This is a genomic window from Elusimicrobium sp. An273, assembly GCF_002159705.1.
GTDB classification, from domain to species: Bacteria; Elusimicrobiota; Elusimicrobia; order Elusimicrobiales; family Elusimicrobiaceae; genus Avelusimicrobium; species Avelusimicrobium gallicola.
Genome location: NZ_NFJD01000001.1, coordinates 127,225 through 141,660, shown reverse-complemented (window position 1 = coordinate 141,660; position 14,436 = coordinate 127,225). Strand labels below are relative to the sequence as shown.

Sequence of the window (14,436 nt, the reverse complement as noted above, 5' to 3'; positions counted from 1 at the left end):
CCGCCGAAAGGCGGGGTTTTTGGTGTATGAAAAAATTATAAAACAATCGTTTGCAAATCATCCGGCACATACACCGGGCCGGAAAAGCATTGCCTGGCTTCGGCGGTATATAAGCGCTTGCGCTCAGGCAGGCAATTATCCTGCGTGTGGTACAACACCAAGTTTTTTGCGCCCAGTTGCGCGGCGGTGCACGCCGCATCGCGGGCGGTGCTGTGGTGCTTTTCGTAGGGTTTAAATTGCTCTCGTTCGCTAAAGAGGCAAAACGCTTCGCTTAGCAGCCAGTCGGCTTGTTGGGCATAGCGTTGGCAGGCGGGGTTATACGGCTCGTCCCCCAGGCAAACCAGGGTTTGCCCGTCCGGCAAGACAGCTCGGTAGCCGAATTGTTTGGTTTTGGTGGAGTGGATGTCAAACGCGGTGCACGCAAACCCGGCCGCTTGGAAAGAATCCCCGTCTTGCAAACAAACAAATCGGACGCCGTTGTCCAGCACGGCCTGCAGTTTGGCCGTCAGCGTCATTTGGCAGAAGGCGCGCAGTTTCTTTTCGCATTCGTCGTGGCAATAGATCGTCAGCCCCGGGTGTTTGCCCCGCGTAAAAAGAGAGGCCGCCAGCCGAATCACCCAAATCACGCCTAAGATATGGTCAGTATGGCCGTGGGTAACAAACAGGGAGCGGATTTGCGGCAGGGGAATGCGGGCTTTTTCAAGCTGGGCCAAAATGCCGTTGCCGCCGCCGGCGTCGGTCAGAAAAAATTCATCCCCGTTCTGCAAGGCAAAACAGGTGTTGTAGCATTTGGTTACAAGGGCATTGCCCGTACCTAAAAAAATAAGAGAAGTTGCCATAAGGTTTAATAAAAAGTGTGTGTGCGCAAAACCCGCGGAGAGGGAGGGATTCGAACCCTCGATACCTTGCGGTATGCCAGTTTTCAAGACTAGTGCCTTAAACCACTCGGCCACCTCTCCTTGTTTTTATTTTATTAATTTTGGGGCGGGCTTGTCTGCTTTTCTGCCGGGCCGGTGGCGGTGCGCGTCTGTCCAAATTGCTATAATACAAAAAGAGGTATTTATGAAAACTGAAAATAGGCCAAAAGTCGTATACCGTTTCGGGGAAGGCGTTTATTTAAACATTACCAACCGCTGCCCCAATTTGTGTGCTTTTTGCATTAAAACCAAATGGCATATGGATTTTCACGGCAATAATCTGAATTTGCAAGGCCGCGAGCCCTCCGCCAGCGAGGTCGTGGCCGCCTTGGACGAGGAACTTAAAAAAGCGCCCTTTAAAGAAGTCGTTTTTTGCGGATACGGCGAGCCGACCATGCGCCTGGATGTGCTTCTTTTCGTGGCTCAAACGTTAAAAGGCTGGATGGCCCAGGCCAAATACCCGCCTTTTAAAATCCGCTTAAATACCAACGGGTTGGGAAATTTGATTAACCATAAAGACACCGTGCCCGAATTGCGCCGCGTGGTGGATGTGGTAAACGTCAGCCTGAACGCCGAAAACGAAACCGTGTGGCGCCGCATTGTTCGGCCGGAAGAGGGGTATGAAAACGGTTACGAGGCCGTGCGCGCTTTTATTCGCTCGTGCGTAGCGGCCGGGTTTGACAAGGTGGTCGCCAGCTGTGTAGACCAAACCGGAGCCGACCCGAAAGCCGTTCAAAAAATTGCCGAGGCCGACGGTGCCCAGTTCTATCTAAGGAGTTTTTTGGATGCCCAAAATTAAAAGACCCGGCGCCTTGTTTGTGCTGTTTGTGTTGCTGATTGCCATCGTGCTGACGTGGTTTTTCGCCGCCAGCGAAGATTATTACGATTACGCCGCCGACACGATTGAAAGCTCCGCCTCCGTGGCGCCGCTTAACAAAGAAAGCCTGCTGGCCCGCATGCAGCCGGTGCGGCATAATTATGATACGGAAGTGAAATACCGCAAATTCTACATTACCGCTCCCGGCGCCAAAAAGGTGGAATTGCTGGCGGATTTTAACCGCTGGGGGAAAGACCCGATTGTCCTGAAACCTTACCGCAAAGGATATTTTGAAACTTCCGTTGCTTTGACGGGCGGCGAATACAAATATGTATTTTCGGTGGACGGGAAAGAAGTGCTGGATCCCACCAATTTAGACCGCCGGGAAGTGGACGGACACGAAATTTGCATCAAAACGGTGAAATAATGAAAACAGCTGAAATTGCTTCCCATTCCCGCGAAGAAACGCTGGCCTTGGCCGGGCGGTTTGCGCGCGCCTTAAAAGGCGGAGAAATTGTATTTTTGCGCGGGCCGATTGGCGCGGGGAAAACGGTGTTTGTAAAAGGCGTGGCGGCGGCGTTGGGGCTTAAAAGCTCGCCCACCAGCGCCAGCTTTAGCCTGATGAAAGAATACAAAAACAAACATTGCCGTTTGTTTCATATCGATTTGTTCCGCCTGGAAGAAGGCGAAGTGTTTAACCTGGGCTTTGAAGAAATGCTGGAAGACGATAAAGCCATTATCCTGGCGGAGTGGCCGGATCCCATTCGTCATATGCTGCCGGAAGACCGGCTGGAAATGGATTTTATTTTACAGGAAGGAGATGACCGCGTCATCGCGCTCAAATCCTTCGGGCGCGTTTCGGACGCGCTGTTGGAGGCTTTATGCAAAGCGGCAAACTAGTAACGCTCGCGATGGACACGTCTGCCTCGCCCTTGCTGTTGACGTTGGAAAAAGACGGAAAAATCTATACCGTGCGCCGCAAAGGCGTCAAACAGGAGAAGCTGCTCTTCCCGGCGCTGCATACGCTGCTGGCCAAAGCCGGCGCATCGCTAAACGACATCGGCCGCATTTTCTTAATCCGCGGGCCGGGGCGCTTTACCGGGATTCGCATTTCGCTTACGTTTGCTTCCATGATGAAGTATTTAAACCATACCGAGGTGCGCGGCACGACGATGTTTGAAGCCGTGCGCTTTCAAACGCTTGCTTCCCGCAAATTTCAAACTTGGCAAAAGCAACATCCCCAAGGGGTGCTGGCGGTAGTGCTGCACGCGTTTCGGGAAGAATACTTTTTACAAATTTTTGACGCTAAAAACGAAGGCCCTGCGTGGCTTTCGCGCGAAGAACTGCTGGCGCGTTTGGCCGCGTATGCCCAGCCGCTTTTTATAGCCGGCAGCGACAAAGACGGCGCGGGCTTGGAGGGGCTGGTCGGCTCGGGCTATGCGCTGGCGGAGCCGAAGGCCTGCAAATTGCAGCCGGCCCGCTTGCTGGAAATGGCGGCGGAAGAACGCTGGACGAAAGACGCGTTGGAGCCGCTGTATTTAAAACCGGCCCGTTTTGAGCTTGTAAAACCCGTATGAAAATGCGCCCGGCCGTTACCTTGGATGCGCCGCGTTTGGCTTGGATTGAAAGCACCCAGCCGATGAGCGCGCATTGGGGAGAAAAAGGCTTTGCGGGTGAAATTGCCAATGCCGCTTCCCATATTTGGTGCTGGGAAGAAAACGGTGAAGTGCAAGGCTTTTTGGCTCTGCGGCTGGCGGCGGATATGGGGGAAATTTTAAATTTTGCAGTTTGCCCGGCCCGGTGCCGCAGGGGGATTGGCTTTCGGCTGCTTGCCCACGCCTTGCGCGATGTGCGCGCCCGCGGCGGACGGACGGTTACGCTGGAAGTAAACGTAACCAACCTGCCGGCGATTTCGCTTTACACCAAAGCCGGATTTTCGGAATGGGGCCGCCGGGAAAAATTCTATGGCGGAACCGATGACGCGTTAATTATGGGGATTCGGTTATGAAAAAATATCTTGTGCTGGCGGTTTTGTTGGCGGCGGCTCCGGTGTGGGGGCTTTCGCTTAGCAAAGAAAACAAGCAGGAAGCCCGCCTGTTTAACCAATTTTTAAAAGCGGTATATGCCCAGCGGGAAGAAGACCCGCGGGCTTTTTCGTATTTGGAAAAAGCGCTGGAGATGAATCCTTCTTCTAAATACCTCAAGCGTTTGCTGGTTTCCGAGGCGCTTGCGCAGGGAAATGCGGCAAAAGCCGATGCTTACGCTTCCTTTATTCAAGAAGGCGAAAACGAAGCCGAAGACTGGATGGTGTATGCCGCCTACCAATGGAAAAAGGGGAATCTCTCCGAGGCAGAAACCGCCTATGAAAAAGCCCTTAAGCTGGAGCCGGACAATACGCGTATTCTTTACCAATACGTGCTGCTCCTGACCGTTACCAATGTGGACAAGGCCGTTTCCAAATTGCTCCCGTTGGCGGAAGAATATCCGGCTTTGAAATCGGATGTCTACACGGAAATAGGCACGTTGTATTTGCGGATAAAAGATTTAAACCAAGCCTTGGTTTATTACAATAAAGCCGTCGAGGCCGACCCTTCCAACCCCGAGGCGCGCCTGGGCCGCGGGGAAGTGTACGAAAAAGCTTCGCAGTATTTTTTGATGCTGCACGAGTTTGAAGAATTGGAAAAGATGGGCTATGCCAACGCCGACACGCTCTCGCGCATGGCGTCGGTATTTTTGATGGCGAACGACGTGCCGAAAGCCGAGGCTTATTTCTTAAAAGCCAAGGCCGACGATAACGGCGACGTGCCTTCGGCCTATTTTCTGGCCTTGATTGCCGAGCAGAAAGGCGATTTTTCCCGCGCGATCGGCTACTTAAAAGATTCGGCCGATTACGACCGTTCCGCCTCCAAATGGCTGCAAGTCAGCTTTTACCAACAGCGCTTAAACCAACCGCAGGAAAGTTTAAACACCTTGGAACAGGCCTATAAAAAATTTGACGGGAACGTAGAAATTGCCTATTTCTATGCCTTGGCGTTAAACGAAGTGCAGGAGTACAAAAAAGCGGCCCGGGTGTTAAAAAAACTGTTGGATTCCAACCCCGCATACGAAGACGCCCGCCTGCAATACGCGTTTACGCTGGAAAGCCTTAAAAAATATAAGGAGATGGACGCCCAGCTGGAGCGGATTTTAGAGAAAAACCCCAACAATGCCCCGGCGCTTAATTTGTATGCCTATTCGCTGGCCAACCGGAACATCCGGCTGGAAGACGCGCAAGAATACATTGCCCGCGCGTTGGCGCTGGCCCCGGAAGACAATTCGTTTATAGACACGCAGGCGTGGATTTATTTTAAACAGGGCAAACTGCAGGCCGCGGCGGATTTGCTGGCTGCTATTGCGCCGGAAACGGTCGCCTCTGACGTGGAAATTTCTTATCACATAGGGGCCGTGTTGTGCGCCCAGGGGAAAACAAAAGAAGCCCGCCCCTATTTGGAACGTGCCCGCGGCAAAATAAAAGAAGCCGATAAACTCTATAAGAAAATTTTATCCAAATAAAAAATTTGAAAAAACGGTTTAGCAGCGGATTAAAATTGTCTTGGAAAAGATTCTTAAAAAAGGAGCTTAAATGAAAAAAGGATTCACTCTTATTGAGTTGTTGGTAGTGGTACTAATTATTGGTATTTTATCTGCAGTGGCGTTGCCTCAATATACAAAAGCGGTGGAAAAAGCCCGAATGAGTAATGCAATATCCGTCTTAAGCAGTATATACAAAGCTCAGCAAGTTTATTACTTGGCCAATAATCAATACGCCCAAAAATTGGACGATTTGGACGTGGGCGTGACGGGGGAAGATGTGGATGCCGTCGGAGATGGTGTGGTAGCTTTCGGGCCGCTCAAAAAGACGCAGGATTTTATTTTTGGCGCGTGGACAATGACCACGAATGTGCCTGGCATGGCTTCGGCCAGTCGTATAGACGCCAACGGACATGTGGCTTATGTAATGATGATGACGATGGGCGGAACCCGTTTTTGTAATGCTTCTGCCTATGCTACCGATGCCCAGAGCAAACTGTGTGCAGATTGGCGCGACGGAAAAATTTAATCTTCGGCGTATACGAACAAAAAGCCGCTTTGCATGGAAACGGAAAACGTTTTTCCGGTGGTTTGGTTGCTTAGCGTGCGGCCCGTTCCGCCCAAATGCAGGCGCGCATTTTGAAGGGGATATTTAAGCCCTTTTAGGCTTACGCCGCGGCAAACGCGCAGCGGGATAAGGCTCACGCGCGCTCCCGGCCGGCAGGCAAAGCGGCGGCTTTTGTAAACGGGGTAGAATTTCCAGCCCGGGCCGGCAAACGCAAGCGCCATTTTTTTGGCGTAGGGAACAACCGAAAGGAAGTTCCCCAGCGTAAAATCCCACCGGCCGCCCATAAAACCCACCAGCGTGCAGGAAGATACGCCGCGCGCGCACAGCCAGTCCAGCGCTTTTTCCAGGTCGGTATTGTTTTGGTTGTTTACGAAAATCAGGTTCTCCGGGCGTACGGCGTGTTTGGCCCGCGCGGAAACCGAATCCAAATCCCCGATAATCACGTCCGGCGTCAGGCCGGCTTGCAGCGCGCGGTCGGCCCCGCCGTCCGCCGCCGCCACCAGCTGCGCTTGTGCGGCCAAGGTTTTGAGAAAAGCGGAATCGTCCGTCTGCCCGTTACCGATAAGTAATGCGTGAAATGCTGGCATTTTTGCTCCTGCGCAGTAAAATTAAAATCACTAGCCCCGTGGCTACGCCGATGTAAAAGGGATCTACGGCTTCCAGCACTTCGTGTTTGCGCACAAAGCGCCACGCCGTCATGGCGGCGGCGCTGGCCAGGGAAGAGAACACAAACAGCCCGTCGCTGATGCGCCCCGGCGACAGATACCCCATCAAAATCGGCACCAGCAAACACGCCGAAAAATACGACCCCAGCACCAGCCAAATCTCTTTAAAACTGCCGTGGAACAGGTGCGCCATCAAAATGGCCAATATCCCCACGGCAAAAATGGCGATGCGGTTGGAAAGAACGACATTTTTAAAGCGGTTTCGCAAAAGGTCAAAACTAAGCGTGTTGGAAGCAATAAACAGAAAGGAATTGAGCGTGGACAAAATGATGGACAAAATCCCCGCCACAAAGAATCCGCGCAGTCCCACCGGCAGCAGCTGGATGGCATAAAAGAAATAGGCCTGCCCCGGCTGGGCCTGCGGCAGAAGCGCCCGCGCATACAGCGAGCCCGCCGTGGTGCACAGGTCAAAGCAAAACCAAATAAACGTGGAAATTAACACGCCTTTTTTGACGACGCTCGGATTTTTGGCGGCAAAACAGCGCTGGTAAAAGCTGGGGTCAATAAGCGTAGATAAAGCGATAAACCCCCAAATCAGCGTATTTAGCCACGAGTTGCCGCCCGTTAACGTAAAGTGGGAGGCCGGCAAATGCGCTTTTAAAAAATCCAGCCCGCCAAAAGTACCTACGGAAAATACCACCACCAACAGCACCGCACTGCACATGACGAAAAATTGCACCAAGTCCGAAAACACCACCGAGCGGAACCCGCCCCACGCCGTATACAGCCCGGCAAACAGCGTGCCTAAGGCCATCCCCGGCAGTATGCCTATGCCAAAAACCATATGCAAAAACATTCCCAAACTCAGCACATAAGCCACCGGCGTAATGTAGAAGAACGTAAACAGCGCCGCCACTTTGGCTGATTTCGGGCCGAACATCTGCCCCGTCAGGTCGGGCAGCGTCATGGATTGGTAACGAGCTACTTTTTCGGCGATAAAAAAAGCAAAAATCAAATACGCCGCGTACCAAAAAAGCCCTTGGGTTACAAAATTATAAATGCCGTAGTTAAACGTAATTTCATTGACGCCGAAAATCCCGCCGTACCACGTAGCCACCAAGGTGGCCACAAACAGCGGCAGCGTCAGCTGGCGGCCCATAAGCAAATAATCCAGCACGCTGACGGGTTTTTTGCCCTGCTTCTTTTTTAACCGGCGGTTTCCGTATATGGCCGCCCCTGCCGTGGCGGCCAGCACCGCAAAAAAGACGGCCCAATCCGCCCAGTGAAAGTAGGAAACGGTTTTTAATTCATTTAACATAGCTTTTAAAAAGCCCCTTGGCCGGGCCAAGGGGCTTAATTCATTCTACCAAATATAATACGCCGGAATAAGCAGAATCAGCGACAGGGCCACCAGAATCACTTCCAGCTTTAAAAACCATTTCACCCACATCGGGTACGAAATGCCTGCCAACGCCAGCGCCCCCATGGTAACCGGGGCGGTGGGGATAATCGGGTTGCCCCAGCCTTCGCCGAATTGGTAGGCCAAAATGACCGTCTGGCGCGAAACGTTTACCAAATCTCCCAGCGGCACCATAATGGGCATCGTCAGCACCGCTTGGCCCGACCCGGAGGCGATAAAGAAGTTCAGCACCGTCTGGATGACAAACATCGCCTGCGAGGCCAAAATGGGGTGCAGCCCGCCTACGCTTTGCGTCATGGCGTGCAGGAACGTGTCTAAAATATGGCCGTTGGTAGCTACAATTACAATAGAGCGCGCCAGCGCCATCAAAATACACACGCCAATCATGGATTTGGCGCCGTCTATAATGGCGTTGGTCGCCTGATCCAGCGTCAGCTTGCCGAAATAGGCGCACGCAATGGATACGCCCAAAAATACCGCCGCAATTTCAATCATATACCATTGGTAGCGGATGACGCCGTAAAACAAAAGCCCCATTCCCAATACAAACGACGCAATCACGCGTTTGTGGGCGCGGGTGAGGCGGAACGATTCGTCCACCACCACATCGTTGATGATTTTCAGCTCGGCCCGTTTGTCCAAATCCATTTTATAGGTTAAACTTTTGGTGGGGTTCTTGCGCACGCGTTCGCCGTACCAGGTAAAAAAGCCCGCCACGACCGAGGTGAAAATAAACCAAATCACCACCCGGTACTGCCAGCCGGAATACATGGGCAGCTGGGCAATGGTTTGGGCGATTCCTACGGTAAACGGATTGACGAAGGCCGAAGAAAATCCGGTAAAGGCGCCAATAAACGGGATGGACATGCCGATGACGGTATCATACCCCAGCGAAAGCGCCAGCGGAATAAAGATGGGAATAAAAATAAGCGTTTCTTCTTCCATGCCAAACATCGCCCCGCACAGGGAGAACAGAAACATACAGACGGGAATAAACAGTTTCTTGTATTTAGGACGGCTGGCAAAGAAGAAGCTGACTTTCTTAATCAGCGTATTAATGGCGCCCGTGCGCTCGATAATGGTGAACAAGGCGCCCACCACCAAAATAAAAGCAATAATTTCCGCACATTGCGTGAAGCCTTCCACCGGGGCGGAAAGAACGGCGTCAATGCCTTGCGGGTTTTTGGCGACGCTGTGGTAGGAGCCCGCCACCGCATAGGTGCGGCCGTCGGCCTCCACCCGGTCATACAGGCCGGAGGGGACGATCCACGTCAGCGCGGCCACAAACACCATAATGGAGAACACCAAAAAATAGGTGTTGCACAGCATTTTTTTCATTTGTTTTAGTTTTCCTCTTTTCTATACGGCGTATTTTTTGCTTGCAAGCATAAAAAGCGTCCCGCCGGCTCAAACACGGGCTTTTTTGCCCAAAAATGCGGCGGGACGCAAAAAATCTTATTGCCACTTCATCAAATACGGCGGAATCAGCAGCACAAACGACAACAAGTACATCACGGCCAACAGCGGCAGCATCCATTTAAGCCATTTCGGATACGCAATGCGCGCAAAGCCGATGGCGGCAATGGTTACCGGGTCGGTGGGGATGACCATATTCATCCAGCTGCCGCCCAGTTGGAAGGCCAGCACCATCGTCTGGCGCGTAATGCCGATTAAATCGGCCAGCGGCGCCAAAATGGGCATGGTCAGCACGGCTTTGCCGGATCCGGATGGAATAAAGAAATCAATCACGGTTTGCAGTACCATGGCCGCCCACGAAGCGCACACCGGGTGCAGCCGGCTGATGGCGCCGGACATCCAGTTAAGCAGCGTGTCCAAAATATGCCCGTTGTTGGCAATAATCACAATGGCCTGAGCAAAACACAACAGCATGGCAATTTCCGCCATGCCGCGCACGCCGTCAAAGAAAGCGTCCGTAAATTTTTGCATGCTCATTTTGCCCAAAAAACCGCACAAAAAGCCAACGCCCAAAAACAACGCCGCAATTTCGGTAATGTACCAGCCGCTTGCTTCCAGGTGCAGCATTTGCATCAAATCCACGCCCCACATGCCTTTAATCATGGAGCACAGCTGCGGTTTTAACACGCCCGCAATCAGCGTCAGCATGCCTAATCCAAAGGCCACCAGCACCCATTTTTGGCGGCGGGTCATGCGGGTTTCTTCTTTGTTGAGTTTTAATTCCTTGCGTTTTTCGATATCAAACTCGTAAGTTAAGCTTTTGGTGGGATCTTTGCGGATTTTGCGCGCATATACGCTCAGCCACGTAATTACCACCGTGGTGCAGATGATCCAGATGATAAAGCGGTAGCCGATGCCCGAATAGAGCGGCACTTGGGCAATGCCCTGCGCAATGCCTACGGTAAAGGGGTTGGTAAACGCGGCGGCAAACCCTACCCCCGCACCGATAAACGGAATGGCGGTGCCGAGGGCGGAGTCGTACCCCAGCGAAAGGGCCAGGGGAATAAAAATGGGGATGAAAATCAGCGCTTCTTCACACATGCCGAAGGTGGCGCCGCACAACGAAAACACAATAATCCCCAGCGGGATAAACATAAACCGCAAATGGGGCTTGCGCTGAAAGAAACCGCTGGCGGCCTGAATGCCGGCGGCAATGGCGCCCGTTTTTTCCACCACGGCCAGCACACCGCCGATGACCAGCAGAAATACAATCACTTCCGCCGTGTTGGAAAACCCTTGAATCGGGGCTTTGAGTACATCAAACAACCCTTGGGGGTTGGCCGGCACGGGGTGATACGTCCCGGCGACGACGACCTGCCGGCCGTCTACGTCCATTTTGTCATAGGCGCCGCTGGGCACAATCCACGTCAGCACCGCCACGACCGCCACGATGGAAAGAATAATGGCGAACGTGTTGAGTTTTATTTTGGACAGAATTTTAGACATTTCTTTTCTGTGTTTCCTCTGTGTGTTTTTAAAATAAATAACAATTAAATATTGTACTAAATAACCTCCCTTTCGTTACGTTTTATTTTTTTGTTTTTCCGCAAGATTTCCTGTTGGCGCGCCCTGCTATTTTATATACTCTTACTATATGCTCTATATCGTCCCCACGCCTATCGGCAATTTGCAGGATATTACCCTGCGCGCTTTGGAGGTTCTTAAAACCGCCGATGCCGTGTTGTGCGAAGATACGCGCCGCACCCAGATTTTGCTGTCTCATTTCGGCCTTTCCAAACCGACTTACCGCTATAACGAAAATGACGATCGTTCGGTGGCGCGGTGTTTGGAGGCGCTAAAAAGCGGCAAAACCTGCGCCTTGGTGTCGGACTGCGGCACCCCGTGTATTTCCGACCCGGGGTGGAAACTGGTCAAAGCGGCGGTGGCGGAAGGGATAAAAGTGTCTTCCCTGCCGGGGCCCAGCGCGGTGGCGTGCGCTTTGGCGGGGGCGGGCATTACCGGGGGAGCGTTTACGTTTTTGGGGTTTTTGCCGCGCAAGCCCGGCAAGGCCGCCAAGCTGATTGCGGCCGCTTATGCGCTGCAACACCCGGTGGTGCTGTACGAATCGCCCTACCGCGTGGTGAAAATGCTGCAGCTGATTGCCGATACGCTGGGCAACGAAACGCCGGTTATTTTGGCGCGGGAACTTTCCAAGGTGTATGAAGAATGGCTGCGCGGTACGGCGCAGCAGCTGGCGGAAACTTTGGGCAAAAAACAGAAAGTGCAGGGAGAATTTGTAATGATTATTGACCGCCCGGCCGCGGCCGAGCGGGAGGAAGAACATGCGCAAGACGCTTATTTTTAAAACGGAAGAAATGACGCCGGAATATATGTTGCTGGCGGCCCAAGCCCTTGAAAAAGGTGCCGTGGCGGTACTGCCTACCGATACCGTGTACGGCATTGGCACCGGCGCGTTTTGTGAAACGGCGATAGCGGAAATTTACCGCATTAAAGAGCGGCCGGCCACTTCGCCGCTGCAAATTTTAACGGGTTCTTTACGCCAAGCCCATCAAGTTGCCCGTTTCTCGCCCGCGGCCGAAAAATTGGCGCAGGCCTATTGGCCCGGCGCGCTGACGGCCATTGTGCCGCCCTCCGATAAAGGCAAGCCGCTGGCGCGCGGGTTTGCGGGGCTGGGCATTCGGGTGCCGGGGAATACTTTTTTGGTAAAATTACTGTCCCTGATGCAGGCGCCTATGGCGTGCACCAGCGCCAACTTGCACGGCCAGCCCGTCTTGACGGATGAAAAAGGCATTTTGGAAACATTTAAAGGAAAAGTGGATTATATCTTTTTGGGCGGTACGCTTAGCCCCACGGCTTCCAGCGTGGTGGATTTGACGGGGGAAACCCCCGTTTTGCTGCGGGAGGGAGGAATTGCCCGCGCGGCGCTGGAGCAAACAATGGGACTTGCCCTGCAGGGGAAAAAGGAGGCATAACCGATGACGCTATGGCAAATTCTGGTTTCTTATTCCTTGTTGGTGGCGGCGTCTTTGTCGCTATTGACGTATTGGATTACCAAAAAATTCGTGCTTAAAAAAATGCACCGCACCATTATGAAGGCGGAGCATAATTACCAACAGCAAATTGCCACCCTGCAGATGCAGCTTTCGGGCAAGGTAAATGTGCTGGAAAGCATGGTGGAAAAACTGCGTCTTTCCAACCAAGAGCTGAACCGGTTAAACGAAATCCGCGCCAAATTTATGTCTATCGTGGCGCACGATTTGCGCCAGCCGCTTTCTTCCATTCAGGGGTTTACGTCCGTGCTGATGATGGATAATCCGCAAGGCGGCGGAAATAACGACCAGACCGCGCTGAACAACATTTTAAAAGCCACGGACAATATGAACATGTTAATGGCGGATTTAATGGATATTTCCATGATTGAATCCGGCCGCTTCAAAATGGACGCCCAGCCGTTTAACTTTAACGCCCTTTTAAACGATGTCATCACCTTGCAGGCCGTCAACGCCCAGAAAAAAGGGATTTTTCTGCAAAAGTGCGAATATCCCGCCGAAGTAACCGTGGTGGCGGATCGTTTCCGCATTTCGCAGGTGCTGAATAATTTAATCGGAAACGCGATCAAATTTTCTCCTCAGGGGGGGAGTGTGGAAGCCCGGTTTTATGTGTTAAACGGCATGCTTACGTTTAAAGTGGCGGACAACGGCCCGGGCCTGTTGCATACGGAAAAAGATAAGGTGTTTCAAAAGTTTCACCAGTCCGAAAATGACCGCACCTTAAAGAAACAAGGCTGGGGATTGGGCCTTTCCATCGCGCAGGAAATCGTCAACGCGCACGGAGGGGAAATCGGCGTAGAGAGCGCCGGGCTGGGGCAGGGCTCCGTATTTTGGTTTTCCATTCCGCAGACGCCTGCCGCCGCGGCGGCGGACGCCGACAAAGCGCCTATCCCGAATGTGGAAAAGAAAACCGTTATGCCCGAATAAGGGTTGGATTTAATAAGCAAAACGCCCGCTTAATAGCGGGCGTTTTTTATGTAAAGCGGCGCGTTCGGCCGTTCCGAATGAATAAAAAACTCCGCATACAAGCGGAGTTAAAAAGAAGCAGCCGATACCCCGGATTCTGTCGGCCCTTGCGGGCCGGGATAACCATTACTCTAAGCGGCCTACTTGGTTGCAAACGCGGGCCGCGTGTGAACCGGTTTGGCCTTGCTCCGTGCGGGGTTTGCCTTGCCGCGTTTATTGCTAAACGCGCGGTGCGCTCTTGCCGCACCCTTTCACCCTTACCCTTGCGGGCGGTATTTTTTCTGTTGCACTTTCCGTCCAGCGGGGTAATCTGGCCCCGCCGTCCCGTCCTTTCGAACGGCGCACTGCCCTGTGGAGTCCGGAAGTTCCTCCCCCAAGCCGGAATTGGCCGGGAGCGGTTATCTGGGCTGCTTTTCTTATTGTAGCAAAAAGCGGTTACAGCTCGCCAAACAAGTCCGGCTGGTGCGGCTTTTTGAGGGCGCGCTTGGAAGCGGATTTGGCGGGAGCGGGTTTGGGCCGTTGTACCGGTTTTACTTCTACGCCGTTTACGATATTTTCCGGCGCGGCGGGGGGGAGCGTTTCCTCCTCTGGCGGCAAGTGGACAATGGGGTTAAACCCGACGGACTGCTTGGCGTCCATCGCCTTGTTGGCCAGGGCGTCCGGCGCTTTATTGAGGTGGCGCAAGACGTGTTGCATATGAATGGTAAGCGGGGCGGCCAGGCGGCGGATGACGGCCATGCGGGCCGCCAAGTCCGGATGTTTGATTTTGTATTCGCCTAAGAATTGTTTAACGAGGAGCAGCGAGTCCGATTGAATAAAAAGCTCCGTTGCGCCCAGTTCTTTGGCTTTAATTAAAGCCAGCTTTAGGGCGGTGTATTCGGCCTGGTTATTGGTGCAATGCGGCATAAAATGCCCTTCCTGCGCCAATATGGTGCCGTCCGGGGAGCAAATCACATACGCCGCGGCGCCGGGGCCGGGGTTTCCGCGGGAACCGCCGTCAATGTTTATTTTTACTTGCATAGGGGT

16 protein-coding genes, 1 tRNA gene and 1 other RNA gene are annotated in these 14,436 nt (G+C 52.9%); 10 read left to right on the top strand and 8 right to left on the bottom strand.

What is annotated here, in order from left to right; genetic code table 11:
- Positions 1-35: 35 nt before the first annotated feature.
- Both B5F75_RS00705 and B5F75_RS00700 read right to left on the bottom strand, forming a co-directional pair.
- Positions 36-839 (bottom strand): MBL fold metallo-hydrolase, encoded by an 804-nt coding sequence (locus B5F75_RS00705; RefSeq protein WP_087286431.1) that lies wholly within the window; start codon positions 837-839, stop codon positions 36-38.
- A gap of 35 nt (positions 840-874) precedes the next feature.
- A tRNA-Ser gene (locus tag B5F75_RS00700) sits at positions 875-959 on the bottom strand.
- Between the two features lie 103 nt (positions 960-1,062).
- Here B5F75_RS00700 and B5F75_RS00695 point away from each other — a divergent pair.
- The 7 genes from B5F75_RS00695 to B5F75_RS07630 all read left to right on the top strand — a co-directional run bounded on the left by B5F75_RS00695 (position 1,063) and on the right by B5F75_RS07630 (position 5,833).
- Positions 1,063-1,716 carry a TatD family nuclease-associated radical SAM protein gene (locus tag B5F75_RS00695; RefSeq protein ID WP_158093731.1) on the top strand — a complete coding sequence of 218 codons (654 nt, stop codon included), beginning with the start codon at positions 1,063-1,065 and terminating at the stop codon, positions 1,714-1,716.
- Positions 1,703-2,161, top strand: a complete 459-nt coding sequence (locus B5F75_RS00690; protein WP_087286425.1) for a glycogen-binding domain-containing protein — start codon at positions 1,703-1,705, stop codon at positions 2,159-2,161. Before B5F75_RS00695 ends, B5F75_RS00690 begins: the two co-directional genes overlap by 14 nt.
- Entirely contained in the window at positions 2,161-2,634 is a 474-nt protein-coding gene (tsaE, locus tag B5F75_RS00685; protein WP_087286422.1) for a tRNA (adenosine(37)-N6)-threonylcarbamoyltransferase complex ATPase subunit type 1 TsaE, read from the top strand. Before B5F75_RS00690 ends, tsaE begins: the two co-directional genes overlap by 1 nt.
- On the top strand, positions 2,616-3,311 hold the full coding sequence (gene tsaB / locus B5F75_RS00680; protein WP_087286419.1) for a tRNA (adenosine(37)-N6)-threonylcarbamoyltransferase complex dimerization subunit type 1 TsaB: 696 nt from the start codon (positions 2,616-2,618) through the stop codon (positions 3,309-3,311). Before tsaE ends, tsaB begins: the two co-directional genes overlap by 19 nt.
- On the top strand, positions 3,308-3,742 hold the full coding sequence (locus B5F75_RS00675) for a GNAT family N-acetyltransferase (RefSeq protein WP_087286416.1): 435 nt from the start codon (positions 3,308-3,310) through the stop codon (positions 3,740-3,742). Before tsaB ends, B5F75_RS00675 begins: the two co-directional genes overlap by 4 nt.
- Entirely contained in the window at positions 3,739-5,286 is a 1,548-nt protein-coding gene (locus B5F75_RS00670) for a tetratricopeptide repeat protein (RefSeq protein WP_087286413.1), read from the top strand. Before B5F75_RS00675 ends, B5F75_RS00670 begins: the two co-directional genes overlap by 4 nt.
- A 70-nt stretch (positions 5,287-5,356) precedes the next feature.
- Entirely contained in the window at positions 5,357-5,833 is a 477-nt protein-coding gene (locus tag B5F75_RS07630; RefSeq protein ID WP_275531898.1) for a type IV pilin protein, read from the top strand.
- Here B5F75_RS07630 and B5F75_RS00660 read toward each other — a convergent pair.
- The 4 genes from B5F75_RS00660 to B5F75_RS00645 form a co-directional block, all read right to left on the bottom strand.
- Positions 5,830-6,459: a thiamine diphosphokinase gene (locus B5F75_RS00660; RefSeq protein WP_087286410.1), complete on the bottom strand. Its 630-nt coding sequence runs from the start codon at positions 6,457-6,459 to the stop codon at positions 5,830-5,832. The genes B5F75_RS07630 and B5F75_RS00660 overlap by 4 nt on opposite strands.
- Entirely contained in the window at positions 6,428-7,855 is a 1,428-nt protein-coding gene (locus B5F75_RS00655; RefSeq protein ID WP_087286407.1) for a sodium:solute symporter family protein, read from the bottom strand. Before B5F75_RS00655 ends, B5F75_RS00660 begins: the two co-directional genes overlap by 32 nt.
- Before the next feature lie 45 nt (positions 7,856-7,900).
- A complete protein-coding gene (locus tag B5F75_RS00650; RefSeq protein ID WP_087286404.1) occupies positions 7,901-9,295 on the bottom strand; it encodes a YfcC family protein in 1,395 nt (464 codons plus the stop codon).
- Positions 9,296-9,412: 117 nt separating this feature from the next.
- Positions 9,413-10,879 (bottom strand): YfcC family protein, encoded by a 1,467-nt coding sequence (locus tag B5F75_RS00645; RefSeq protein WP_087286401.1) that lies wholly within the window; start codon positions 10,877-10,879, stop codon positions 9,413-9,415.
- A gap of 148 nt (positions 10,880-11,027) precedes the next feature.
- Between B5F75_RS00645 and rsmI the strand changes: the two genes are divergently transcribed.
- Genes rsmI through B5F75_RS00630 form a run of 3 tightly spaced genes read left to right on the top strand, consistent with a single transcriptional unit; the run spans position 11,028 to position 13,371 of the window.
- The gene (gene rsmI, locus B5F75_RS00640) at positions 11,028-11,738 is read left to right on the top strand and encodes a 16S rRNA (cytidine(1402)-2'-O)-methyltransferase (RefSeq protein ID WP_087286398.1); all 711 of its coding nucleotides are present in this window, start codon (positions 11,028-11,030) and stop codon (positions 11,736-11,738) included.
- Positions 11,716-12,366, top strand: a complete 651-nt coding sequence (locus tag B5F75_RS00635; RefSeq protein ID WP_087286395.1) for an L-threonylcarbamoyladenylate synthase — start codon at positions 11,716-11,718, stop codon at positions 12,364-12,366. The genes rsmI and B5F75_RS00635 overlap by 23 nt, the downstream gene beginning before the upstream one ends.
- A gap of 3 nt (positions 12,367-12,369) precedes the next feature.
- Positions 12,370-13,371 (top strand): sensor histidine kinase, encoded by a 1,002-nt coding sequence (locus B5F75_RS00630; RefSeq protein WP_087286392.1) that lies wholly within the window; start codon positions 12,370-12,372, stop codon positions 13,369-13,371.
- 109 nt (positions 13,372-13,480) lie between these two features.
- Here the strand turns inward: B5F75_RS00630 and rnpB are convergent.
- An RNA gene (gene rnpB / locus B5F75_RS00625) (RNase P RNA component class A) lies at positions 13,481-13,825 on the bottom strand.
- Between the two features lie 20 nt (positions 13,826-13,845).
- Entirely contained in the window at positions 13,846-14,430 is a 585-nt protein-coding gene (locus tag B5F75_RS00620) for a ribonuclease HI family protein (RefSeq protein ID WP_087286389.1), read from the bottom strand.
- Between the last annotated feature and the right edge of the window lie 6 nt (positions 14,431-14,436).